The sequence below is a fragment of the Flavobacterium araucananum genome (assembly GCF_002222055.1).
GTDB lineage: Bacteria > Bacteroidota > Bacteroidia > Flavobacteriales > Flavobacteriaceae > Flavobacterium > Flavobacterium araucananum.
The window spans coordinates 156,555-182,083 of sequence record NZ_MUGS01000005.1 but is presented as its reverse complement, the minus strand read 5'-3'; the positions used below and the strand labels follow the sequence as shown (position 1 = coordinate 182,083).

22 protein-coding genes are annotated in these 25,529 nt (G+C 29.6%); all 22 read right to left on the bottom strand.

Annotated features, from left to right (window positions below; all coding sequences use genetic code 11):
- Nucleotides 1-151: 151 nt before the first annotated feature.
- The 22 genes from B0A64_RS04910 to B0A64_RS04805 all read right to left on the bottom strand — a co-directional run bounded on the left by B0A64_RS04910 (nt 152) and on the right by B0A64_RS04805 (nt 25,484).
- A complete protein-coding gene (locus B0A64_RS04910) occupies nt 152-1,327 on the bottom strand; it encodes a DegT/DnrJ/EryC1/StrS family aminotransferase (protein WP_244285350.1) in 1,176 nt (391 codons plus the stop codon).
- Nucleotides 1,293-2,252 carry a GDP-L-fucose synthase family protein gene (locus B0A64_RS04905; RefSeq protein WP_089478407.1) on the bottom strand — a complete coding sequence of 320 codons (960 nt, stop codon included), beginning with the start codon at nt 2,250-2,252 and terminating at the stop codon, nt 1,293-1,295. The genes B0A64_RS04910 and B0A64_RS04905 overlap by 35 nt, the downstream gene beginning before the upstream one ends.
- A gap of 53 nt (nt 2,253-2,305) precedes the next feature.
- The gene (gmd, locus tag B0A64_RS04900) at nt 2,306-3,418 is read right to left on the bottom strand and encodes a GDP-mannose 4,6-dehydratase (RefSeq protein ID WP_089478406.1); all 1,113 of its coding nucleotides are present in this window, start codon (nt 3,416-3,418) and stop codon (nt 2,306-2,308) included.
- A 14-nt stretch (nt 3,419-3,432) separates the two neighbouring features.
- Nucleotides 3,433-4,326 carry an NAD-dependent epimerase/dehydratase family protein gene (locus B0A64_RS04895; RefSeq protein WP_208863514.1) on the bottom strand — a complete coding sequence of 298 codons (894 nt, stop codon included), beginning with the start codon at nt 4,324-4,326 and terminating at the stop codon, nt 3,433-3,435.
- Nucleotides 4,326-5,453, bottom strand: coding sequence for a UDP-galactopyranose mutase (gene glf, locus B0A64_RS04890; RefSeq protein WP_089478404.1), 1,128 nt, complete (start codon nt 5,451-5,453; stop codon nt 4,326-4,328). Before glf ends, B0A64_RS04895 begins: the two co-directional genes overlap by 1 nt.
- On the bottom strand, nt 5,450-6,208 hold the full coding sequence (locus B0A64_RS04885) for a glycosyltransferase family 2 protein (RefSeq protein WP_089478403.1): 759 nt from the start codon (nt 6,206-6,208) through the stop codon (nt 5,450-5,452). Before B0A64_RS04885 ends, glf begins: the two co-directional genes overlap by 4 nt.
- Nucleotides 6,193-6,936, bottom strand: a complete 744-nt coding sequence (locus tag B0A64_RS04880; RefSeq protein ID WP_244285349.1) for a glycosyltransferase family 2 protein — start codon at nt 6,934-6,936, stop codon at nt 6,193-6,195. Before B0A64_RS04880 ends, B0A64_RS04885 begins: the two co-directional genes overlap by 16 nt.
- Nucleotides 6,937-7,671 carry a glycosyltransferase family protein gene (locus B0A64_RS04875; protein ID WP_244285348.1) on the bottom strand — a complete coding sequence of 245 codons (735 nt, stop codon included), beginning with the start codon at nt 7,669-7,671 and terminating at the stop codon, nt 6,937-6,939. It lies immediately after the preceding gene.
- A 116-nt stretch (nt 7,672-7,787) separates the two neighbouring features.
- Nucleotides 7,788-8,828, bottom strand: a complete 1,041-nt coding sequence (locus tag B0A64_RS04870) for an EpsG family protein (protein WP_089478401.1) — start codon at nt 8,826-8,828, stop codon at nt 7,788-7,790.
- Between the two features lie 229 nt (nt 8,829-9,057).
- Complete coding sequence (locus B0A64_RS04865) at nt 9,058-10,122, bottom strand: glycosyltransferase family protein (protein ID WP_089478400.1); 1,065 nt, start codon at nt 10,120-10,122, stop codon at nt 9,058-9,060.
- A gap of 13 nt (nt 10,123-10,135) precedes the next feature.
- Complete coding sequence (locus tag B0A64_RS04860) at nt 10,136-11,020, bottom strand: glycosyltransferase family A protein (protein WP_089478399.1); 885 nt, start codon at nt 11,018-11,020, stop codon at nt 10,136-10,138.
- A gap of 159 nt (nt 11,021-11,179) precedes the next feature.
- The gene (locus B0A64_RS04855) at nt 11,180-12,706 is read right to left on the bottom strand and encodes a lipopolysaccharide biosynthesis protein (RefSeq protein ID WP_089478398.1); all 1,527 of its coding nucleotides are present in this window, start codon (nt 12,704-12,706) and stop codon (nt 11,180-11,182) included.
- Nucleotides 12,707-12,744: 38 nt separating this feature from the next.
- Complete coding sequence (locus tag B0A64_RS04850; protein ID WP_089478397.1) at nt 12,745-13,803, bottom strand: glycosyltransferase family 10 domain-containing protein; 1,059 nt, start codon at nt 13,801-13,803, stop codon at nt 12,745-12,747.
- Complete coding sequence (locus B0A64_RS04845; RefSeq protein WP_089478396.1) at nt 13,803-14,876, bottom strand: CgeB family protein; 1,074 nt, start codon at nt 14,874-14,876, stop codon at nt 13,803-13,805. The genes B0A64_RS04850 and B0A64_RS04845 overlap by 1 nt, the downstream gene beginning before the upstream one ends.
- 112 nt (nt 14,877-14,988) lie before the next feature.
- Entirely contained in the window at nt 14,989-16,296 is a 1,308-nt protein-coding gene (rfbH, locus tag B0A64_RS04840) for a lipopolysaccharide biosynthesis protein RfbH (RefSeq protein ID WP_089478395.1), read from the bottom strand.
- A 34-nt stretch (nt 16,297-16,330) separates the two neighbouring features.
- The gene (locus B0A64_RS04835; RefSeq protein ID WP_089478394.1) at nt 16,331-18,049 is read right to left on the bottom strand and encodes a thiamine pyrophosphate-binding protein; all 1,719 of its coding nucleotides are present in this window, start codon (nt 18,047-18,049) and stop codon (nt 16,331-16,333) included.
- Between the two features lie 6 nt (nt 18,050-18,055).
- Nucleotides 18,056-18,967 (bottom strand): NAD-dependent epimerase/dehydratase family protein, encoded by a 912-nt coding sequence (locus B0A64_RS04830; protein WP_089478393.1) that lies wholly within the window; start codon nt 18,965-18,967, stop codon nt 18,056-18,058.
- A complete protein-coding gene (gene rfbG, locus B0A64_RS04825; RefSeq protein ID WP_089478542.1) occupies nt 18,960-20,051 on the bottom strand; it encodes a CDP-glucose 4,6-dehydratase in 1,092 nt (363 codons plus the stop codon). Before rfbG ends, B0A64_RS04830 begins: the two co-directional genes overlap by 8 nt.
- A complete protein-coding gene (rfbF, locus tag B0A64_RS04820; RefSeq protein WP_089478392.1) occupies nt 20,045-20,821 on the bottom strand; it encodes a glucose-1-phosphate cytidylyltransferase in 777 nt (258 codons plus the stop codon). Before rfbF ends, rfbG begins: the two co-directional genes overlap by 7 nt.
- 20 nt (nt 20,822-20,841) lie before the next feature.
- Nucleotides 20,842-21,870: a ferredoxin--NADP reductase gene (locus B0A64_RS04815; protein WP_089478391.1), complete on the bottom strand. Its 1,029-nt coding sequence runs from the start codon at nt 21,868-21,870 to the stop codon at nt 20,842-20,844.
- Between the two features lie 20 nt (nt 21,871-21,890).
- Nucleotides 21,891-22,967, bottom strand: a complete 1,077-nt coding sequence (locus B0A64_RS04810) for a Wzz/FepE/Etk N-terminal domain-containing protein (protein ID WP_089478390.1) — start codon at nt 22,965-22,967, stop codon at nt 21,891-21,893.
- 9 nt (nt 22,968-22,976) lie between these two features.
- Nucleotides 22,977-25,484: an SLBB domain-containing protein gene (locus B0A64_RS04805; protein ID WP_089478389.1), complete on the bottom strand. Its 2,508-nt coding sequence runs from the start codon at nt 25,482-25,484 to the stop codon at nt 22,977-22,979.
- Nucleotides 25,485-25,529 lie beyond the last annotated feature (45 nt).

The window sequence follows — 25,529 nt, the reverse complement described above, 5'->3', positions numbered from 1 at the left end:
GGCTGAATATACCTGTATTTTATTTATTACTTTTTTATACATTCCGATATTCCTAATCTTTAAAAAACATTTATTAATTACTATTGGAAATTATTAATTCTTTTAATACAAAAGGAACATCGGAACAACTATATGGGAAAATAATTTTATTTTATTTCCTCAATAAACTCTCAAAAACAACCAAATCTTCTTCTAATAACTCCGGATAGTTTCCACAATAAAACCCATTAGAATGCATCATATCAGCTCCAGGCATTTCATATAAGTCACTAACGTATTTTTTATAAAATGGCTGTTCTTGCATATTTCCAGCTATCATTGGCCTGATTTCTACACCAGCAGCAGTAAATTTATTAAGGTATTCTTCTCTTAATTCAGGAGTTTTACAAACGAGAGGAAACGCAAACGTAGATAATGTTAAAATATGATCATGCTTCAAGTAGACAAAATCATCATTTTCTTTAATAATTTTTTCAATCCTTAAATAATTTTGCTCTCTTTTTTTAATATTTTCTTCAAGAAATTCCATTTGATACTGTCCTAAAAATCCTGTAATCTCTGTAGGTCTAAAATTATAGCCTAAATCATAAAATGTATATTTAGCTTGAAATTCAGATTCAATATTAAATTTGCTTCTCCACTTCTTTTGCTGATCATTTGTTAAATTTCTATCCCAACCATTTGCTCGAACAATTGTTAACATTTCTGCAAAATCATCATCATCCGTACAAACCATCCCACCTTCTATAGTAGACATGTGGTGGGCTACGAAAAATGAAAAACTTGCCCCTATACCAAAATTACCGGCTTTCCCTTGTGGCAATTCTGTCCCTAAAGACTCACAATTATCCTCAATTAAAACAATATTTTTTTCGTTACAAATTTCTCTAATTACATCTATATCTCCTGTAAAACCTAAAATATTAGTAATGAAAAGAGCTTGTAAATCTGTGCTTTTTAGTCTTTCTAACAAATGAGATGACATTGTGTTTAAAGTATCTGGCTGACAATCTAAGGCTACAGGAATCATCCCTAATTGAATTATTGGCATCGTATTAGTTGACCATGTCAATGCAGAAAAACCAACTTTGTCACCATCTTTTAATTTACCTAAATTCTTTAACGCCTGAAGCATTGCTAAATTCGCGCTACCCCCACTATTAAATAGAATCGCATGCTTACACTTTTGATATAATGCAAATTTATTCTCAAATTTTTTACATTCAATATCCATACTTAATCTGTCTGCATTTAATATAAATTCTGACAGTGCTTTTTTAGTTTCTTCTTCTTTAAGAAATGCTTTTCGCATTAATGGTATGTTCATTTTTTTGCTTTTTATAACTTATTATTACTTGATCAATTCCTTCTTCTAAACTTATTTTTGGCATAAAATTTTCATTCTGCATATTTGTGACATCCATACACTTTCTTAACATGCCATTTGGTTTTGTTTCATCCCACAAGATATCTCCTTCAAATCCAACTTTTTTTACAATGAGTTTTGCTAATTCACTTATGCTTATATCTTCTCCCGGACCTACATTAATATAATATGGAGAATTATAATTTTCAAAAAAATGAATAACCGCTTTTGAGAAATCTTCGACATGTAAAAATTCTCGTCTTGCAATCCCAGTTCCCCATAATGTAATTGATGGATCTAAATTATCTTTTGCATCAACAATTTTTTTCACAAGAGACGACAAAACATGGGCATGATTTAAGTCAAACGTATCATTTGGTCCATATAAGTTACTCGGAATTAAACTTATTCCATTAAAACCATATTGTTTATTATATGTTTCTAATAATTTTATCCCTGCTATTTTCCCAATAGCATAACCTTCATTTGTAGGCTCTAATTTACCATCTAAAAGATATTCCTCTTTCATTGGTTGTGGGCTATCTTTAGGATAAATACATGAACTAGCAATAAAAACAAATTTTTCAACTCCATTTTTATAGGATGAATTAATTACATTCGCTTGCATAATTAAATTATCATATAAAAATATAGCTGGATTATCTATGTTTGCTTTTATCCCTCCTACTTTTGCTGCTATATGTATTACAAATTGTGGCTTTTCAGTTTTAAAGAATTCTTCTACATCATTTTGATTAGTTAAATCTAACTCTTTATGCGTTTTAGTAATAATATTAGTATACCCCTTTTCAATTAATAACTTTTGAGTAGTACTCCCTAACATTCCTCTATGACCTGTTAGAAATATTTTATCATTTTTTTTCATTCTTTCAATATATTTATAACATCATTAAAAAAATCTACAACTAATTTTGATTTTTATTCAAATTGATTTTTAACTCGATATCCCGCCGCTTTTAACATTTTTTCTTTTTGAAAATTCTCTACATCTGAAGCCATCATCTCTTTTACCAGCATAGGTAAATCATACTTAGGTTTCCAACCTAACTTACTATTTGATTTAGTTGGATCACCAATTAACAAATCGACTTCTGTTGGACGGAAATATTTTGGATCTATAACTACCACTTCTTTACCTACCTCTATTTGATAGTCTGGATTTGAGCAGCTAACAATATATCCTTTTTCATTTACTCCTTCTCCTCTAAATTCAATAGCAATACCTACTTCTGAAAATGACATTCTCACAAAATCACGAACTGTTGTTGTAACTCCGGTAGCAATAACATAATCTTCAGGCTCTTCTTGTTGTAATATTAGCCACATTGCTTCAACATAATCCTTAGCATGTCCCCAATCTCGTCTTGCATCTAGATTTCCTAAAAACAAATTATCTTGTAATCCCAATGCCATTTTAGAAACTGCTCTCGTAATTTTACGAGTAACAAAAGTTTCTCCTCTTAAAGGACTTTCATGATTGAATAAAATCCCGTTGCATGCAAACATGCCATATGCTTCTCTATAATTTACTGTAATCCAATATGCATACATTTTAGCAACAGCATAAGGAGAACGAGGATAAAAAGGTGTAGTTTCAGATTGTGGAACAGCCTGAACTAATCCATATAACTCCGAGGTTGAAGCTTGATATATCTTGGTTTTCTTTGTAAGATTTAAAATACGCATTGCCTCTAACAAGCGGAGCGTACCAATCCCATCTGCGTTAGCAGTATATTCCGGAGTATCAAAACTCACCTTTACATGACTCATTGCTCCAAGATTATAGATTTCATCTGGTTGCACTTCTTGTATAATACGGATTAAGTTAGTTGAATCACTCAAATCTCCATAATGCAATTTGAAGCGTACATTTTCTTCATGAGGATCTTGGTATAAATGATCAATACGATCTGTATTAAATAGTGAACTACGGCGTTTAATACCGTGAACTTCATATCCTTTTTTTAATAATAAATCAGCCAAATATGCCCCATCTTGGCCTGTAATCCCTGTTATAAGTGCTATTTTCATTTTTGTTATTTATGTTAATTTCTAAACGTTTTAAACGTTTTTAGTAATCCATTCTCAACTGAAATCGGAAACGATTTACCTAAAGCTTTAACTATTTTTTGATTACTTACTACATAATTTTCTGTAAGCTTTTCTAACCTTTCTGAATTTAAAGGCAAATGTAAAAAATCCCCAACTTTAGAGAATACTTTAATCCACGAAATCGGTACTTTCCAAATGTTGCTTTTTTTCTCTAAGCTTAATGCAAGTAGTCCAATTAATTCATTTGTCGATAATGATCCATCATCTGCCAAATGATAAATACCTGAAGGTATATTTTCATTTTCTAACAATTCCTGAATCACAAAGCATAGATTTTCTACGCTTAAGAAAGAACGCTGATTTTCGAAAGCTCCTAATGGCCATGGAAATCCTTTTATTACCAAATGATAAAGTAAGTTTAGATTTCCTTTATTCTCAGGCCCATGAATCATACATGGTCTTAATATATAAACCCTTTTGCCAATTGGTATATTATGGGATAAGATGTACTCTTCTGCTTGATGTTTAGCTATCCCATAATGAGTTTTAGGATTAGGAATAAACTCTTCAGTCAAAACACCTTTAACTTCATCTGCTACTGCTTTTACTGTACTCATAAATATAAAAGTAGAGCACTTCGAAGTTAAAAAAGAATCAAACAACTGTTTTGTTAACTCAAAATTTGCCTCATAATAATCTATTGGTTGTGAAACTTTTTTTAGATCATGTGCTTTACCTGCTAAATGAATAACCGAATCTCCCTTAAAATGAAACGTTTGATTTGGATAATACCTAACTTTCATTAAATTAATCTCATTATCATCCTTTAAGCTATTAATAAGATTGCGTCCAACAAAACCTGAAGCTCCAGTAATAGATACTTCCATTATAGATTTTCTAAAGTTTTATCTTTGAATATTTCTCCAATTTTTTTCAATGCAATACCAACAACATGATGCATGTCATAATATTTATAATCAGCTAGTCTTCCTCCAAAAATTACATTTGATTCTTTTTTAGCCAGATCTTTATATTTTTTAAATAATTGATCGTTTTTGTCATCATTAACAGGATAGTAAGGCTCATCTTTTTTTGTCCATTCTTGCGAATATTCTTTTGTTATAACTGTCTTTTCCTGAGTACCAAATTCAAAATGTTTATGCTCTATTATTCTTGTATATGGTGTATCTGAATCCGTATAATTTACTACTGCATTTCCTTGATAATTTTCACAATCATGAATTTCATTTTCAAATTTCAAACTTCTGTACTCTAAAGTCCCAAATTTATAATCAAAATACTGATCAATCATACCTGTATAAACAATAGTCTCTGCCAAACTATTAAGGTTCTCTTTATCTGTAAAATAATCTAAACCTAGTCTTACATCAATACCGACAAGCATCTTTTCAATAATTTTAGTATATCCTCCAATTGGTATACCCTGATAGTTATCGTTAAAATAGTTATTATCAAAGGTAAATCTAACTGGTAATCTTTTAATAATAAAAGACGGTAGTTCAGTAGCCTTACGTCCCCATTGTTTCTCTGTATAATCTTTAATTAATTTGTAATAAATATCAGAACCTACTAAAGATAATGCCTGCTCCTCCAAATTTTGTGGATCAGTTATCCCCGTTAAAGCAACTTGCTCATCTATCTTTGCTTTTGCTTCAATAGGCGTTTTAACTTTCCATAATTGATAAAATGTATTCATATTAAAAGGAAGATTATATAATTCTCCTTTATAATTTGCTACAGGCGAATTTGTATACCTATTAAATTCAACAAAGGAATTAACATAATCCCAAATTACTTTATTACTTGTATGAAAAATATGTGCCCCATATTTATGAACGTTAATGCCTTCAATATTCTCGCAAAAAATATTACCCGCAATGTGATCACGTTTATCAATAACCAAACAGCGCTTACCTCTTTTAGTCGCTTCATGAGCAAAAATGGCTCCATAAAGTCCTGCACCAACAATTAAGAAATCATATTCTTTTTTCATTTTCTATATTTAAAATAACTAATGAATGCCCAATTACCAAGATAATACAAGCTTTTAATCAACCCTAACTTTTCTACTTTATACAGAACCTTAAAATGAGGAATAATAACTTTATTTTTTTTGCGGCTGGCAGAAGAATTTAGTATTCTATAATTTGCTATAACCTCTTTATTACCATAAGCTATTTTTACTTTCTTCATTATTTCTAACCAATACACATAATCGTCACGCAAACTTTTCATGTCCTCTCTCAAATATATCTTTCCATATACTGAAGTATCATATAAGCCAGTCAAACAAGAGATATAACAAGATTTTAAAAGATCATTATAATTTATTTTTTCTGGAACTATAAAAGGTGTCAATATTTCCTTTGAATGTTCGTCGATTCTCGTATGTGAAGAATAAACCAAAAGAGCATTTTTGTCATTCATTAATTTAATTTGCTTTTCCAAAAAATCTGAATTCCATGTATCATCAGCATCTAATAATGCAATATACTGTCCTTTTGCTCTTCTAATACCATTATTTCTAGCTGCTGCTGAACCTCCATTAGCTTGGCTAAAAATACTAATTCGATTATCTTGATCAGCAAATTTCTTTACTTTTTCTGGTCCGTTATCTTTTGATCCATCATCTATAACTATAATTTCCCAATTAGAGTATGTCTGATTTAAAACTGAATTTATAGTATCTCCAACAAAACGTTCCCCATTGTACATTGGAGTTATAATTGACACTAATCCTTTTTCCATCTATATTTAATTAAAAATCGAGTTATTTCTCGAAACATTATTATTCTTCCCTTAATTTTCTTCAAAATACTTCTTTTACTCTTACTCATTCCTGTAACAGTAAAAGCTAATGTATGCCTTCTATATAATATCAATGGTTCATCATAAAAAAGCACGCTTCCGGTCATCTCCGCTACTAGACCAATCCATAAATCATGTCCAATTTCTTTAGTATTAGGAAATGGCAAACTTTTATCTAGTAAACTTTTTCGAAAAGCCATACATGAACCATAATATGAACTTTTTACTACATTTTTTAATATGCCTTTTCCTGATCCAAAAAATTTAAAAAATGACGGTTCTAATATATTTAAAGTCTCATCTACAATCATTGAATCAGTAACAACTAGTTCATAATTCTTCAAAAGATCAACTATTTTATCACACTTTTTTTCTATCCAGACATCATCTTGATCAGAAAGGAAAATATACTCACCCGCAGCATATTGTAAGCAATTTTGAAAATTTTTTATTGGATCTCTGAAACTATTACCTGCCAATAGTTTTATTCTGGAATCCTTTATTGACTTAATTACATCAATAGTGTTATCAACAGAACCATCATCAGATATTATTAATTCATCATCTTTTTGTAATTGAATTAATATTGACTCAATCTGTTCTTTAATGAATTTTTCACCATTATATGAAGCTAGACAAACTGTAATTCTAGGCTGTATAATCTGCATTTAATAAAATAGGTATTTCTTGATATAAATAATTATAAATTTATGACTTTTAAGTTTGTAAGTCAGACCTAAAGTATGTCGTGTAACAGTGTAAAAAAATCCAAATTTATCATATATACTTGGTTTATAACAATTATGAACGTCATTTAGATAAATATTGAATCTTTTTAATTGTTTTTCAACGGAAGGTTCAAACGCAGAAAAATCCTGTATAGCAACAGAATCAACAACAACAAATAAGGGATTTTTAACATATACCTTTTCTATAAATTGAAAATCACAAAAATCAACTTTGATTTTTTCATTATATCCTCCAACCTCATAAAATAATTTTAAAGCGATCAGCATTCCACTATTAATAGGTGAAAAATTATTCAGACTATATATTCCTGGAGAAATTGTTTTTGGAGGGTATCCTCTCTTGTGTTTTACAATACTTGGAGAAAAAATTACATTATTATTTAATTTAACAATTGGAGCAAACAAATGTATATTAGGATATCTCTGGATATTGAAATTAAAAGATTCCAATAAATTTTTAAATGTTGTATCCTGGTCTAATAAAAGAATCCAAGTTTTTTTTAATTCTGTAGCTAATTTAGCTCCCATATTATAGCCTGCACTTAATCCTCCATTATCCTTATCATGATGATAAATAATGTCAAGATTTTCAAATCTATCTACTTTATTATCTATGTCTAAAATTTGTGAATTATCATATATAAAAATCGTCATCCTAATGTTTAATTTCTGAAGTTCAGAATTTAGAGTTAAGATAGTATCTGATGTTTTAATCTTTTGATTGTAAATTATTACAATTGGTAATATTTGATTGAAAAATGGACTAAACATTATAAATTAAAATAAGCGGAAATTAATCCATTGTAAAACAGTTCTATTGATAACATACCTAAAGCAACTAATAATACAATTGATGTCATAAGGTATTTTTCTCTAAACAAATATATCATAAATGGCCAGAGTATAATTTCAACAATACATAACAATTGATTTACTCTAAAAGCCATTACTGGCATACTTGCCAGCAGAACTAAACAAAAAAGTGACCAACTATATATCTTAATTAGAACCGTCGAATAAACATTAATGCTTTGAAGTAATTCTTGTTTATAAATCAAAATAATCATATAAAATACTCTTAAAATCATTAAAATATTGATTACGTTAATCTCAACATTTTTATCTTGATCCATTAATATTTGATATGAGTCGATTTTAACTTGAAGAAAGCCAAGTGGAATTAAACTTAATATTGAAAAAACATTTAACCCAAGGAAATAAAATACATAAACAAAAATAATTCCTCCTAAATAAAATATTTTATTGATTTTGGTTCCTCCCAAAAAATAAAAAGGAAGAAACACTATCATTGAATAGTGAAATAAACAACCAATCAATACCTTTAAAAGAAAAGGAGTCAATTTTCTATTATAAATATCCGGCACTGCCAAAAGTAAAATTCCCGCACTAACACCAACTCTTACCTGAGTCATTTCATGTAGCAAAAAATAATACGAAAAATAAATAATTAATGATAAAAACCAGAATTGAGTAAGATTTGTAATAGCCTTGGCTTTAATTGAAACCCCAACAATAGCATAAATTATAAATAAAATTACAGAACTTCCCAGCAACAATGAAATGTGGGCTATAATGAAAAATGTGGGCTCAAGCTGAATTAAAGATAAATTATCTAAATCTTTTAAATAAGAAATATAAGTTAGATAGTCTCTATCAACATTATCTCCTCTAAATGCAGCTATGACTATCAATAAGAATGTACTAAAAACAAAAAAACTTTTTTTTGTTTTCGTATCTGTAATAAGCGAAAACAGAACAAATAAAGCGAAAATTAAATAGTAGAAATACATTATTTTAGTACACTAAGAAAATAGATGTTTAAAAGAAGATTATACATCTATTTTGCACGAAATATAATTTAACATATTTCGAAATAGCTATTATTTTAAACGTTAATAAATTGGTAAAGACCCTTGTAAAAATTCATGCAAATTAAATATCATAAAGTAGTATTGTTTTACTAACAAATAAATATAAAACAGCATTTTTTAACATCGTACAATTGTAAGATTACATAAATTAAATTTGGAGCCTATTAAGTAAGGCTTCCCAATAATAATTTTGCTTTTCAATTATAACATTTTTCTTCATAGTAAAAATATGTTCTTTTGTTAATGATTGTATTATATTTTCCCATTTAGAAATAGTGTCAAATATAATCATTTCCTTATTCTTGAATATAAAAACCATTTCTTTTAGTCGTGTTGAAAGAATAGGAATCCCGGCAGTAATATAAAATGATACTTTTGTAGAATAACATAAATTATAATAAAACTTGCTTTCATCATATGGAACCAGACCAACATCACATTTAGAAACTAAATAATGAGCTTCATTCTCCTGAAAATCACCTAAATACTTAACGTTATCACTTAATTTAATTTTATTAATCCACTCTCCCTGAGGTCCAATTAAAATAAGTAAAGAATCTGGAATATTAAAAAATAAATTTATCATTGCTTCAATATCACGACCTTCATTTAAGGTGCCTGCATAAACATACTTTAAATTTTCCGATTGCAACCAATCAAGACAATCTCTTTTAAAATTTGATTTAATAAGCTCAGGACCACCATTTATAACTGTCTGGATTTTATGCTCTGCTAAATTATATTCCTTTTGAATAAATTTCTTCATTTCATTAGATGCAAAAATGAAATTAGCTTCCTTAAGAGAAAATAGTCGTTCTTGAAAAAATTTGTAAATATGATTCACTGGTAATCCTAAATCTATGGATTGCTCATAAGGCAAATCATTAACCTCAATAATAAACTTGTTTTGTTTTGAAACATATTGAAGCAAAGCAAACACAAGTTTTGAAAAAAAACTATATCTAAAAAACACTATTGGAAACATTAATAATAACGTTCCTTGATGGATTACGATCTTTTTCTTTTTAAGCTTTAGGAACAATCCTAAAACCATTAAAAGCTTAAATAATCTTATAAATATACTTTTATGATATAAATTATAAACTTTGAATTTTTTTTTTTCGAAATAACACATAAAAGCATTATTTCTAGCCATTCCTCCTTCATTAACGGATCCCGTTTGGTATCCAAAATAATAATTTTGCTTTTTCATGGATTTTCTTGAATCATGACAATTTTAAAATACGTTTGATGACTATCCTCGGAAAAAGTGTAAAGGGAGAAAATTTAAAAAAAATACCTTGAATTTTTCTCCATCTTCGACATGAGATAGGCCTCTTTGATTGAAGAACTCTAACATATAAATTAACCAATCGCACCCTCATTATTAATGATGAATGTTTTGTAAATGACGAAACTTTAATCATGTACTGAATCATTTTACACTGTTGTTCGGCAACATAAGATGCACTATCTTGACCTTTATGTAAAACATAATTCATAAGAGGTTCTGCAATTATTTTAATTGGACCTTTTGCAGCAATATCTAAAAGAAAAGAGACATCACAGTACTTTCCGCCCTTTTTAATGTCTAATTTTATATTTTTTGCTACATTATTTCGATAAATATAGGAAGGAAATGGTGCACTATAGTAATTAAAATGTGCTAAAATTAATTCATCCACGCTATTAATAACCAGATCAACCGATTTATTAAAATAGTCTCTTAAAACTTTTCCATTCCTAACCAGCTTTGCATTACTACCAACTGCTAATAATTTTTCATCACTACTTATGGTATTATATAGCGTTTCGATCATGTTAGAAAACATTGTATCATCATCATGAAACATCATAAAAAAATCACCCGTTATTTCAGACAATACTATATTAAAATGTTCTATTGAAGTCATTGGAGATCGTTTTCGATAATGCAAGTGACTAATTAAAGCATAATTATTCCCAATAAGTTTCTCCGTATCTTCATTAGTAGAATTATCAGAAACGATAAGTTCGTATTGACAATTTTTAACTACCTGTTTCAAGATAGAGTCTATAGAATAAACTAATAAATCGGGACGATTATGCGTAAGTATGTAAATTTGTAACATTTTTTAAGAACAGAGTTTACTATCGAAAGATAGGTCAAGGATAAATTATATAATGAAAATGTTTGAATTATAATACAGATAAGTAATCATAGAATTATTGTTTTTGAATTTCTACATCAAAATAAATGAATCTGTGACAAAATCAACCAAATGAAATTTCTACCGATTTAAAAATGGAATTCTAATAAGTAATCTGTCTCTTAAACTTTTAAACAATTTTACTTCTTCACTATTGAATAATCTAAATAAAACAGTTAGAATAATGAAAATACTGCTAAAAATAGATGCATAAATAAAAAGCGTACTAAAATTATCAATCTTTTTCACGTAGAAAAACCAACAAAAAAGACACGTCAAAAATGAAATTAATATTAATTTGGAATAATAAATAAATAAACTGATAATAATACTTTTTTCAAAATTTTTCGAAACAGTTGATATAAAAAATCCAATATCTACCAATGTAGTAATAATCATAGCATAACCTGCACCCAATAAACTAAACTTCTTTATAAGTAAAAAACACAATAATAAAAAAAAACAACTACGCACCAACGTATACTTAGCAAATAATTTTAATTTACCTATCCCAATGATATAATTATTTACAACCGCAACAAATATTGACTGAATTATAGCAGCAATAAATAATAAAATTAAGACTTTATAAGCCTGATTCGCAATATTTTTTCCAAGCCAAATAGTCAGAACTTGATTAGAAACTAAAATTATAGGAGGAATAATAAAAAAAACTAAAATACCAACGAATTTAGAACCAGTCAAAAATAATTCCTCTAATTTTTCCATACTCCCTGATGCATTTAGTTGACTCATCTTTGGAAATATAAAATGTGTCATACTATTTATAAGACCACTGATAGAACCAACAATCAATATTGCGATTGAATAATAGCCTACGGCCGCTACCCCGATCCATACACCAATTAAAGCCTGATCAAAACGTGAAGTTAAAATCCCTGACAAACGCAGAAAAAAACCGTAACCTACTTGATTTTTAAGATTGAGCCAAATATCTTTATCAATTCCCAAGGAAATTTTAAAATCTTCCAGAAAATATTTGCTCGTTACAAGATAAACGATACCTGACAAAAATGTAAACAAAACTCTAACAAAAACGTAAACAACAACCCCGTACCCCTTAATTACAAAAAAAGTCCCAACTAATATTGAAACAATTGTGACAACAACATTAATAGAATTAGAAATATCATATCTTAATATTCCATTAAAAACAGATTGCCCCCACATATTTAAAAGTCCGCCAATAAAACCTAATGCAGCTAAGTAAAAAACAAACTTAGCGTGCTGATGCATAGAAGGGGGTATATTAAAAACCCCATCAACTAGAAATGGTGTTAAAATAAGAATAATAATTGCTCCTAGACAACCTATTGCCAGATAAACTTGTAAAGTTGTATTCAATAACTTATTTAGCATTTTAGGATTTTTTAACACCGAATATTCAGAAACAAGCTTAGTTACTGGAATATCCAGCCCCATATCAGCAACCATTAAAAAACCAATAATAACATTAACTAAACTTTGTAATCCATAAGCTTCACTACCTAAATTTTTTATTATTATTGGTGTAAATAAGATGTTTATCCCAATAGGTAAAATATATCCAACTGCACCCGAAAAAATATTTATAACTGTTTTTTTCAATGTTTATTTATTTATAACTGAATAACAATCTAGAAAAATTAATTAATTTTATTAGATTCAATGATTTGATTTTTAATTGTTTTTATAAAGTAAGGAATTCCAAATTCGTATTCGTTATCTTCTGCTTTTCGCTCAATAAACTTTTTAATATTTGACAAATAATTATTATAAGTTTCTTTATCCATATTTGTTAAAAAATCATACAATTCTTCAAAAGACTCAAAATCCCTCAAATTTACAAAACATGATTTATCAATAAAGGTTTCAATTTCTGAGGCTCCAAGGTATATAGGAATACACCCATTAAAAAGAGAGTCAAAAATTTTTTCCGTAATCCAACCCTCAGTATCTATTGCATTTTCAAGACAAAAAGAAAATTTATATTTTTTAAGAACATCAGATTTTTTTTCAACTGAACCTTTATATGTTATATAATAATCCGATAGCAGCTTACCTATAAATCCTAGATTACTATAGTTAAGAACATACCTGTTAAATATTCTTCTTTTATTCCATCCTAATCCATATAGATCAAATTGATTTGTGTGGTTTGATTCAAACCATTTTATAATTTCAACTCTTTTTGAATAAAGTTCATTATCATGTTTTAATTTTTTATTACCTGCAATCATTGTAGAGAAATAGGATCTGGAAACCATATGTGACTGATCAAATTCCAAAATTTGTTTTTTAAAATCAAAAGAATAATTAATTTTAAAAAATTTTTTATTATCGATCAAATTTGTTTGATAAGTGAAAATTTTATCAAATAATCCCATCTGATTTATATTTGAATTTGGTTTATGGATTAAATCTAATTCGGTAACCACGCAATATATTTTCTTCTTAAGAGACAATGCTTCTTTAAAATTGACATCATTCAAAGTCGGCATATTCATAAATAAAATTATATCTGCATCTTTGATTGGCATAATATCAACTGTATTTAAGAAAATTTTATCTTGTTCTAAACTTTTCTTAAGTTCAATCCAAGGTCTAAAACAATCATCTCTATTTACTTGAGTATTATTTTCATTAAATAATTGATTATTTTGATAAAAAGAATCAATTATTACTGAGACATTTATATTGTTCATTATTTCATTAAATTATCAAAAATTATTTCCATACGCTTATTATAGGTGTGTTCCATACTTCTAAGATATCCCTTAGTACAAATTTCTCTCCGTAATTTATCGTTTTCTATATAATACTTACATTGTTTTATTAATTCTTGAACACTTGTATACACGGCAATTTCACTTCCAATTTCATAATAATCTTCAATTCCTAATGAATATTGACTTAGTTGAAATCCTCCGGAAGAAGGTATTTCAAAATTCCTCGCTTTCATTTGTTCAGAAACTTTTTTGGATGTGAAATAAAACCTTAAATCTTTTAAATTTGATTTTAGGTCAAAAAAATATTTTTTCAAGTTTTTACTAAAAACCTGAAAAAAAGAAATAAGTAAATTCTTTAAAATAACTTTTAAAAATTGTATTTCGGTTGAATTACTATTAGAAAGATTTAAGTTAATCTTTGAATGATAAAAAATATCGTTCATTTCATCAAAGCTAATACGTCCATTTTCCCAACCTGAGCCAAAACAATTTACAATAATATCATTTTTTTTTAATTGATCTATAATCCAAGATCTTGTTGGATTCCTGCCACCAATAAATGAAAAATCATATTTATACTGAACATTTTTTGGATCTAAATTTTGATCATAGTCAATTGCTGCCCATTGAGATAATATTACATTATCATAATTATTATCTTTATAATTACTTAGAATATATTTCTCTGTTGTTACAGCATATGACAAATGAAACATTATTTTTTTTGTAAAATCTTCAAATCTCCACGCATCATCACAAAACCAATTTATAGTTGTGTATCTACCGCTCAAATATGATAATGTATCAATTGAAATCTCATTATTCATTAATACAAAGAATATAAAATCTGGCTCTACTTCGTCTGCATATTCTTTTAAACACCCTTGCAAAGAGTCAATGTCGTTAGGAAAACCATTTTCTTCTAACCAAAATACATAAAAATCACTAGAAATATTGGCAAGGCTTGGAACAAAGGCCTTGCTTTCTAGTGATTCTCCACGTGATATGATTCCATAATCATATTTTAAACCTGCAAATAATATTTTCATTTAAAAAATTTAAGATCCTTTAATCTAGAGAAAAATTGAGTAAATAAAACAGAAGTAGTGAATCAAAATTTCTAAATTCTAAAATTTATTTTATGCTAAAAATGAAAATTTATTACTCGCTTTCAATATAATTTCTAATGACTGTAGCGATATAATCGTAGTGACTTTCATTTAGACCAGGCCATACGCCTAGCCAAAAAGATTGATTCATAATTGTATCCGTATTAGATAAATCACCAACTACTCGATGCTCGATATTAGCATAAGCAGGTTGTCTTAATAAATTTCCACCAAACAGCAATCGTGTTCCAATTTTATTTTTTTCTAAATGCTGCACTAACATGTGGCGGTCATTTGCATCTCCTTCTCTAAGTGTTAGTAAAAAACCAAACCACGATGGTTCTGAATTTGGAGTTGGTTCAGGAAGTATAAAAACTTCTTCAAATTCTTTCATACGTTTGTATAGTGCGGCATAATTTTCTTTACGACGTTGTACAAACTGGTCAATTTTCTTTATTTGCGAAACTCCAAAAGCAGCTTGCATATCAGTTACTTTTAGATTAAACCCAATATGCGAATAAGTGTATTTATGGTCATAACCATAAGGTAATGTACCTAATTGTTGTCCAAAACGACAACCACAAGTGTCATCTTTTCCTGGCTCACAATAGCAATCACGACCCCAGTCACGGAAGCTTTCAGCCAATTTTGACAAAATCGGATTATTTATTAAAACTGCACCTCCTTCACCCATTGTGATATGATGTGCCGGATAGAAAGAAAAGGTAGCGATGTCACCAAACGTTCCCGTTTTTTTTCCTTTATAAGTAGCTCCAAGAGAATCACAATCATCCTCTACTACCCAAAGATTATATTTTTTAGCAACACGCATTACTTCATCCAGATCGAAAGGGTTACCTAAAGAGTGTGCAATCATGATCGCTTTTGTTTTAGTAGTAACAGCCGCTTCAATCATATCTGCTTTTACATTATGTGTAGCAATATCTACATCAATAAAAACAGGAATTGCACCAAACTGAATTATTGGATTCACAGTAGTAGGAAAACCTGCTGCAACTGTAATCACCTCATCGCCAGGCTTAATTGCTCTGTCTCCTAATTTTGGAGAAGTTAAAGCATAAAAAGCTACTAAATTTGCTGAAGATCCAGAGTTAACCAATAATGATCGATGAGCTCCAAAATATGCTGCAAAATCTGCCTCGAATTTATTAGCAAAACGCCCAGCTGTTAACCAACCATCAAGAGCGGCATCTACTCCCATTAAAATATCCTCTTCATCTAATACTTTTCCTGTAACAGGAATGTAATTTTCTCCAGCAATGATAACTTGTGTAGATTTCTTTTTTGCTATTTCTCTTAAACTATTTAGGAGAGAATCTTCTTTTAAGTTTTGTAACATATGAATTTATCTTTAACAGTAATTTTATTTATTTTTATGTAGCTTCCATTGCTATCGGTTTAGCAAAAGGTTCCATTTCAGTAATTGGCCGCCCAAAAGCAATTTTTGGATAAGTATTTGTATGAGGGTCAATCATAACTTGCAATAATTGTGGTTTGTCTTCATTCTCTACATTCCAAAACCAATCAATTGCATCTTCAATTTCTTCTGGTTTTTCAATAGTTTTCGATTCAATTCCGTAAGCAATAGCTACCTTAGCGAAATCAGGAGCATCATAACCCCAATATGTAGATTGATAACGAGATTCAAAATAACTATCCTGAAATTGCCTAATCATTCCTAAAGTTCTATTATTCAAAACAATAATTTTTACCGGGAGTTTATTACGAACAATCGTTTGCAATTCTTGGATATTGATTTGCATACAGCCATCTCCCACTAAAACAACAACGGGTTCTTTATTCAGAGCAATACTTGCTCCAATTCCGGCTGGCAATGAAAATCCCATTGCTCCCATTCCCCCTGAGGTCAAAAATTGCTGATCATGATAAAGTTCTAATGATTGTGCTGCCCACATTTGATGGCTTCCAACATCTGCTAAATATGCTTTTGCCTTCCTAGACTTGTTAGATAATAAATGCATAAAAACATTTGGATTTATGCCTTTAGCATCAAGTTCCTTACTATCTGGCCAAGTAATTTTTAAATTATTAATCTGATTATTCCATTCCTCTTTTAAAACAAAAGAAATATTAGATACAGCTTTGTCAAACTCTTGAAAGAAGATAGATAAATCTGTTATAATCGCCTCACATCCTTTCACACGATTATTGACTTCCCCTCTTTCGCAGTCAATATGATATATTTTTCTGTTTTCAATAAATTTAGTATCTGCTCCCGTTTGTCTTATATCTAATCTACTTCCTAAGACAATTAACAAGTCACATTCTCCAAAAGCGATATTTGCCCATCTATTTCCGTAACTTCCTATAAAACCAACTCGTTGTGCATTATCATAAGTTATAGTATCTAATCCTAAAAGTGTTGTAATCACAGGAATTTTAGTTTTTCTAACAAAATCCTCAAACAAGTCCTGGCTTGTACTAGCTTTAATCCCCCTTCCAGATAATATAAGAGGCCTTTTAGCTTTTTTAATATCTTCAATTAATTTTTCTAAAATATCAGCGTTAATTTCTAAGGGTTTAACACTATCATCAATAAAGGAATTATTCTCTATTTGAATACGCTGAACATCCATAGGAATATCAATAAGAACAGGGCCTGGTCTCCCTTCTAAAGAAATTTTAAAAGCTTTTTCAAATACATTTGGTAAATCATTTGGATCGTTTATATGAAAACAAGCTTTCGTTATTGGTCTGGCCATTGTAACAATATCTGTTTCCTGAAAACCCAATTGTCTGATTTCTCTATCACCCTTTAGTTCGTGTCTATTAACTTGACCTGTAATAAAAATTGCAGGAGTAGAATCAAAATAACAGCTCCCTATACCTGTTAATAAATTTGTAGCACCTGGTCCTGATGTTGCTAATGCTATACCGGGCAAACCTGTAATCCTAGCATAACCCTCAGCAGCAAAAGCGGCACCTTGTTCATGATGCATTGTAATAATATTAATATCAGTTTTTTGATTTAATGAATCGAGTATATGAGTTATCATTCCTCCTGACAATTCAAAAACACTTTTAATTCCTTTTTTCATCAAAAATTCAGCAATAAAATCAGAAGCTTTCATGATATTTTATTTATTTTTATAATAATTTAAAGTGTTTTGTAAAGCAGAATCAAAATTTGAAAATTCAATTTTTCCAATTTGAGAAATAATCTTTTCAATATCGCCTTCTATATGCATTGACTGTCCGTCTCTATAATTTAAAGCTCCAAAATTCAAAATAAATTCTGGATTAATATATTCCTTTATATTTTCAATTAATGACTTAATTGTTCTGGCTTGATTGGAGGATATATTATAAACTCCAGATTTTACTTCCATAGTAACTATCTTTCTCATGATTTCTGCATAATCTTTAACATATAAATATGCATATTTTTGTTCACCAAGAGTAAGATCCATTGCCCGTTCTTTTAACATTGAATTAACCAATGAAGGTATTAGCCAATTTAAATTTTCCTTTTCTCCAAATAATGAAAATAATCTCAACCAAACCCAATTAATATCATTTACAGAACAAAAACTTTCCATGATTTGCAAACAGGCTAATTTAGTCGCTGCATAAGCGTTTAAAGCATTTACAGGAAAATCCTCCTTAACTATATCATTAATCAGTCCGTATTCTGACTGTGATCCTAAAAAAATAATCTTCTTAACGCCAATTTCTTTTGCTATTTCCAATAATGTAACAAAAAAAAAAACATTTTTACATTGTTCAATCCAACTATTTCTAGTATCTGATTCAACCCCAATCCATGCTCCATGAATAATTGTATCAAATGAATATTTTTTCAATTGATTTGCAAACAATCCTTCATCATCAATATCAACCCAATCTATTTTATCCTTAAATTCTGCACATCTCCAGATATCAGAATCTTTACGTTTCAAACCTATTACAGTAAAATCATTAGCAATAAGATTTTCAGCAATATGAGAACCTAAAAAACCTGTAATACCAGTAATTAAAACTCTATGCATTGATAAATCTAGTAATTTGAGATTCTGTATAAGAATTTATAGAATGTAAATTATTATTAAATTCACTATACCAATCCATTGTCATACTTACTGCTTTTTCTGCATTCATCTTTGGCTGCCATTTCAGCTCTGAAATTGATTTGCTTATATCCAATTTCAATAGCCCGGCTTCATGTGGTTGATTTTCAACATTCTCAATAATATATTCACCTTTCCCCCAACTGTTAATTGCTAATTTTAACATTTCTTTAACTGATAATGCGTCAGATAAATAAGGTCCAAAATTATAGGCTTGATTAAACAGTAACGGTTTTTCAGCTAAATTAGCACCTAACAACAAATATCCAATAACTGGCTCTAAAACATGTTGCCAGGGTCTTATTGAATTTGGATTTCGTATAACTACTGGTTTTTCAACTGCAAATGCTTTTGCTATGTCAGGAATTAAACGGTCTTTTGACCAATCTCCACCACCAATTACATTACCGGCTCTTGCAACGGCAATTGCTTTTTTATGGATACTGTAAGTTTTACCATTGAAAAAAGAATTACGATACGAATCGATTAATAATTCTGCACAAGCTTTACTAGCACTGTAGGGATCATATCCACCTAATCTATCGTTTTCACGATAAGGATAAACCCATTCATTATTATAATACACTTTATCTGTAGTGATAAGTATTACTTCACATTTATTTTTTAATAAACGAATGCCATCAAGAACATTCGCTGTACCAATAACATTAACTTCAAATGTTTCCGCAGGAATATCATACGATAATCGAACTAAAGGCTGAGCTGCTAAATGAAAAACGAAATCAGGCTGAAAATCAAGAATTTCTTTCTCTAAGCGTTTTTTATCCGTTAAATCAGCTATAACTGAATCGCAAATCGAATTTCCATCTATAAGATGAAATAAGTCGTCTTTAGTATTTGGTTCTAATGCATATCCTTTTATATCTGCCCCTAACAGAGACAGTGTTTTTAGCATCCAAGAACCCTTAAATCCAGTATGACCTGTTAGAAAAATTTTTTTTCCACTGTAAGACTGCTTTAATTTTTGAAATAACGAATCTACCATGTTTTCCACTTTGCATTTCCTGAACTCCACATTGCTTCTAATTCAACTCTATCTCTTAAAGCATCCATACACTTCCAAAATCCATCATGCTTGTAAGCTGCTAGTTGTTGATCTTGAGCAATCGCTCCTAGAGGTTCTTTTTCCCATTGAACATCTTCAACATCTCCTTCAAGATATTTAAATATCCCCGGTTCTAAAACAAAAAAACCTCCATTGATCCACATTCCATCACCAGCTGGTTTTTCTACAAAACTATCTACTTCCCCTTGCGAATTAATTTCCAAATTGCCAAAACGACCAGGAACCTGTACACTTGTTAAAGTAGCCAGTCTACCATGTGATTTATGAAATTTAAGTAATTGTGCTAAATCAACATCAGCAACACCATCGCCATAGGTAAGCATAAAAGTCTCATCCTTAACGTATTTTTGAATACGTTTAAGTCTTCCAGCTGTGTTTGTATATAATCCAGTGTCAATCAAAGTTACTTTAAACGATTCTGTTTCTGAGTAATGAACATTTATGTTATTATTTGCTAATTCAATAGTTACATCCGAATTATGTAAATAATAATTATAGAAATATTCTTTTATATAAGTAGCTTTATAACCTAAACATATAACAAACTCATTATAGCCATGTTGTTCAAACATTTTTAAAATATGCCATAAAATAGGTTTTCCACCAATTTCTACCATTGGTTTAGGTCTTGCCTCCGTTTCTTCCATAAGGCGAGTTCCAAAACCACCTGCAAAAATTACTACTTTCATTTTATTATATTTTTTTTATTTTATATTTCTATATAAACATTATCAGTCAAAGGATAGCTACAGCAAAGTAAGAATTCATTCTCTTTTAGATCCGTTCTAGGCTTATCTAATCCAATCATCTTTAATTGTCCAGATCTAACAGTTGCCTTACAGGTACTGCAATTTCCTGTTTGGCAGGAATAAGGCAATTCTAATCCTGCTTCCAAAGCTTCTTCTAATATAGAATTACCGCTATTGATAACTATCTTATTTTTAATTCCTTGGAAATTTAAAAAGACTTCTTGATTTTTAATATCTTTAAAATCTTCTGGATTCTTAATTAATTCAAAATCTTCTGAGTGAACATTATGTAAATTTTGTCCAAGACTTATTAATGCCTCTTTCACAATATTTTTAAGACCAATAGGGCCACATATATAGTGTCGAATTGGACCGTTGATATTATTTACTAAATTTTCTACAAAATTGGAATCAATTCTACCCTGATAATTATGAGAATCTTCCTCAAAGAATTCTTCTCTTGAGTAAAAATTATAAATTTTAAATCGATTAGGATATATTGATTTCAATTGATCTAATTGATCTTTAAAAATTACAGATGAATTAGATTTATTACCATAAACCAGATAGATATGAATTAAAGGTTTATTATTTAATAAATCTTTAATTATTGAAAAAAGAGGAGTTATCCCGCTACCGACGCCCCAAAAAATGATTGATTCATTTGATTCATTTGATTCATATATAAAATCTCCAAAGGGTTCCTGAACTTCAATTACATCATCCACTTTTATAGTATCATTAATGTAATTTGAAACTATACCACCTGGTACGCGTTTAATTGTCACATTGAGTGTAGCATCAATTATAGGTGCCGATGAGAATGAATATGGTCTAATATACCTTCGACCATTTATTCTAAATTGAAGTGTTAAATATTGACCTGCCAAATACTTAATTTTTTTAAGACCTGGTTGTTTAAAACATAAAGTTACAGTGTCAGCCGTTTCTCTACGAACTTCCTGAACCCTTAAAGTATAATTTTTCATTTATTCTCAAAATAATAAACTTACTGTAGTAACTGCTTTAATAATTTTCGGAAAATTAAGACGAAAACGATCAAAAAACCCCCTAAAAAACCTCCAATTGCCAAACCTTTAAGTTTTCCAAAGCGTTCTTTAACTAAAGGTAAAATTGGTGTGTCGATTACCTGAATTAGTGGAGTTTCTTTACGTAAGGTTACTTTTGCAAGTTCCGATTGCTTAACTAACTCTGTTAATATAGCTGTATTCGCTTGTACATCTACTTGCTTTCTTGCTGAAGGAGTACGACGCACATTAAGTGCAGGATTTAAATTAAAAGTATTATCATTAGCAACCGCTACTCCAGTAATTGCACCATTAAGTTCACGACGAATAGAATCGGTTTGTCTTTCTAAAACCAACATATTTGTCCTTGCTTTTTTGCTTTTTGTGTAAATGTAAAAATCAGATACATTTTTAGCAAGTGCTTCGCAAAAATATTTAGCAAATAATTCATTAGTAGAAGACATATCTATATTAATGATTGCTATTTTCTTATCTTTTTGACCAACTGACAGAGCTCCTTTAGATAAGTTTTGATAAATCGACCCTAGAATACTATCATGAACTCGAGTAAATTTTTCACGATTTACATTAGGTAAAAACTTAATATTTTCAAGCTTAGAATTATCTTTCCATCCTTTACTTAATTCGTTAATCTGAATATACATTTCGACTAAAGAAATTGTTTTCCCATTATAATCAACAGGAGTCAATAAAGTCTGTTCTACCATTTTTCGAGATTTAAATAATTCTGTTAAATTAGAACCTGTAAAAATACTTCCGCCACCGCCGCCCAAATCTAAACCTAGGGAACCTGCTAAACCTAATGCACTACCCAGACCTCCACCTGAAGATTTATCTTCTTCTAGAGCAAAAGATAAAGTCGCAGTATAAATTGGCTTCTTTATAAAAGAATAAGTCAATCCTAAACTAGCCCCGATTATTCCAGCTAAGACAATGATTTTCCATTGAGAAAGCAAATACTGATACCATTCTTTTGCTTTATAGATTAATTCTTTTAACGATATTTCATCGTTTTCAATAGGTGTCATATTCTCCATTAAAATAATTTATTTAAAAGCAGTAACAATTAATAAAGCTAAACTAGCAAGCACACTTCCAATACCAGCCCATTCTCCAGCACTCATACGCTTCATTTCAGGTTTCTCGGGAACTACTATTTGAGAATCCGGAGTCACTTTTGGATAAGACCTAAAAAACAAAAACGAACCTGTTACAGAGGCCTTCCCATTTGGATAAATAATATATGCTTTTTTCTTCCATCCTTTGTAATCAACACCTCCGACCGCATTTATGTAATACTTAAAACCTTTTCCATTTCTGTAAGGAATTTCAGAGGTTAGCAAAACATTTCCGGTTACTTTTACTCCTTCATTATATATCGCAACTTCAATTTCATCTCCTGGAAACAAAGTAACATTAGAATAATGATTTTTATCTTTTACAATTTTTTCCCAGTTAACAGGAATGGTAGCAAATTTTAATTCGTCTCTCAGTTTTTTTGACAATTTAGAATTAAGAGTATCTTTTTGTTTTAATTTTGATTCTTCTTCTGTTGTTAGCTTTTTATCAAGATTAAGATTTACACTTTCTAATTGCTCAATTTGCTCTTCCTTAATTGGTCTTTTAATTTTCATACCATCTAAGTTCGCAATAGATGTTAATCCTCCCGCTCTCATAACAACATTATAAACTGTCTCTTTTTTATTCGCCAGAACATATTTCCCAGGATAAGTAACAGCACCACTAACTTTAACCATTTCTGGCTTTTCGTATACTGCCATTTTACGAATATTAATAACATCAAATGGTTTTAGTACAAAATTCTTAATTTGTTCATTATTGTCGGCAGTAATTTCGAGTTCTACTAATTCAACGCGTTTAGGATCCGAATCATCTATTACATCAGATTTTACCATTCTTGCAACTTCAACCCTCTTAGATGCTGAGCCTGTTAAACCGCCAACTTGGACAACTAAGTCATTTAAAGTTAGATTTTCAAAATACTCGTATTCCCCTGGATTTTTAACTTCTCCGTCAATTGTTATTTTATATTCTTCTCTAAAATCCAAAATAGAATAAACAGTAACAATATCTTCTCTTTTTAACTCTACGTCAGCATTCAAATCACCTGACATAGCACTACTTAAATCTACATTTACAATTTCCGTGGTTAAATCAGTTTTTAGACGAATAATTCTTGCTCTTTTTGTGTAGGCATCTTCTTTAAGTCCTTCTGATCTGGTGATAAGATCTGAAATTCTCATTCCTTCACTGTAAGAGTAATAATCTGGTCTAAAAACAGCGCCTTCTATTTTAATACGATTTTCAAATCTATTTAGAATTTTTGTAACCCTGAAATCATCACCAGACTGTGGTAAATAAGAATTATATTCACTTTCATTTATGTCATGTATTTTAAATTCTTTTCCTGTTTTTTGCATTACATTAACAGATGCTGTATAGGCAAACTCATTAAATCCTGAAGCAAAAGATAATAAATCTGCAAATGTCTCGCCTTTTTTCATTTCGAAAATTCCTGGACGTTTAACTTCTCCTTCTACCACAACTCGTTGACTATATGCCGGAATTCTGATTACATCGTTATCTCTTAAATTTACATTGTCAGATTGATCTCCTTTAACTAAAAATTTATAGATATCAATATTTTTAAATACTTTGTTATTTCGGATTAATTCAATATTTCTATAACTACCATTTTTACCAGGTCCACCCGCCAAATGCAACGCGTTATAAACAGAAGCCAGAGAAGAAATAGAATAATTACCAGGCTGTTTCCCTCCTACAATTGTTACTTTTATCGTTCTAATATCACTTAAACTAACACTAACCTTGGATTGTCCTGATCTAACGGTACTATAAACTCTTGCAATTGCAGCTTTTATTTTTTGCGTAGCAGCTTCGATTGTCATTCCTGCAACTGCTATTTGTCCAACATTTTCAATTGTAATTTTACCCTCAAAATTAACAGGAACAGTATCGTCAAATTGTTGAATACCATAAATACTTATCTCCAACTTATCCCCAGATCCTAAGATATAATTTACCGGCGTTGCCATTTTTAAATCGGGTTCAAAAGTCAAAGTAGGATTATCGAACAATTCAGATCCAAAAATTAAAGCGTTTAATGAATCCTTTATTTTTTCATTTTTGATTTTTTCCTGTTTTCTTCCAAACTCAGAATCCTCATCTAAATCTTTTAATTTATCGTCTTTCTTTTTATTTTTATCTTTATCCTTATCTTTTTTATCTTTGTCTTTATCTTTTGAGTTTTTTTTCTCATACTCTTTTACTCGAGTTTTTAACTTATTGAATTCATTTTGACTCATGCCCTTTGACAAGGCCATAGACTCTACATCATCAATAGTTGCGCTATTATTTTTTAATTGAGCAACTACTTTCGCTATTTCGTCGTCTGTTAAATAATCAACCTTTACAGTACTTAAATCTTTAGACTTTATTATATCCTGAGCACTTGCGCTAAAAGAAATTAGCAACATAAAAAGCAGAGTAAGAACGTATATTACCTTTTTCATATTTGAATTATAATTAACCTTAAGTTTGGTTTAAAAGAAATATTG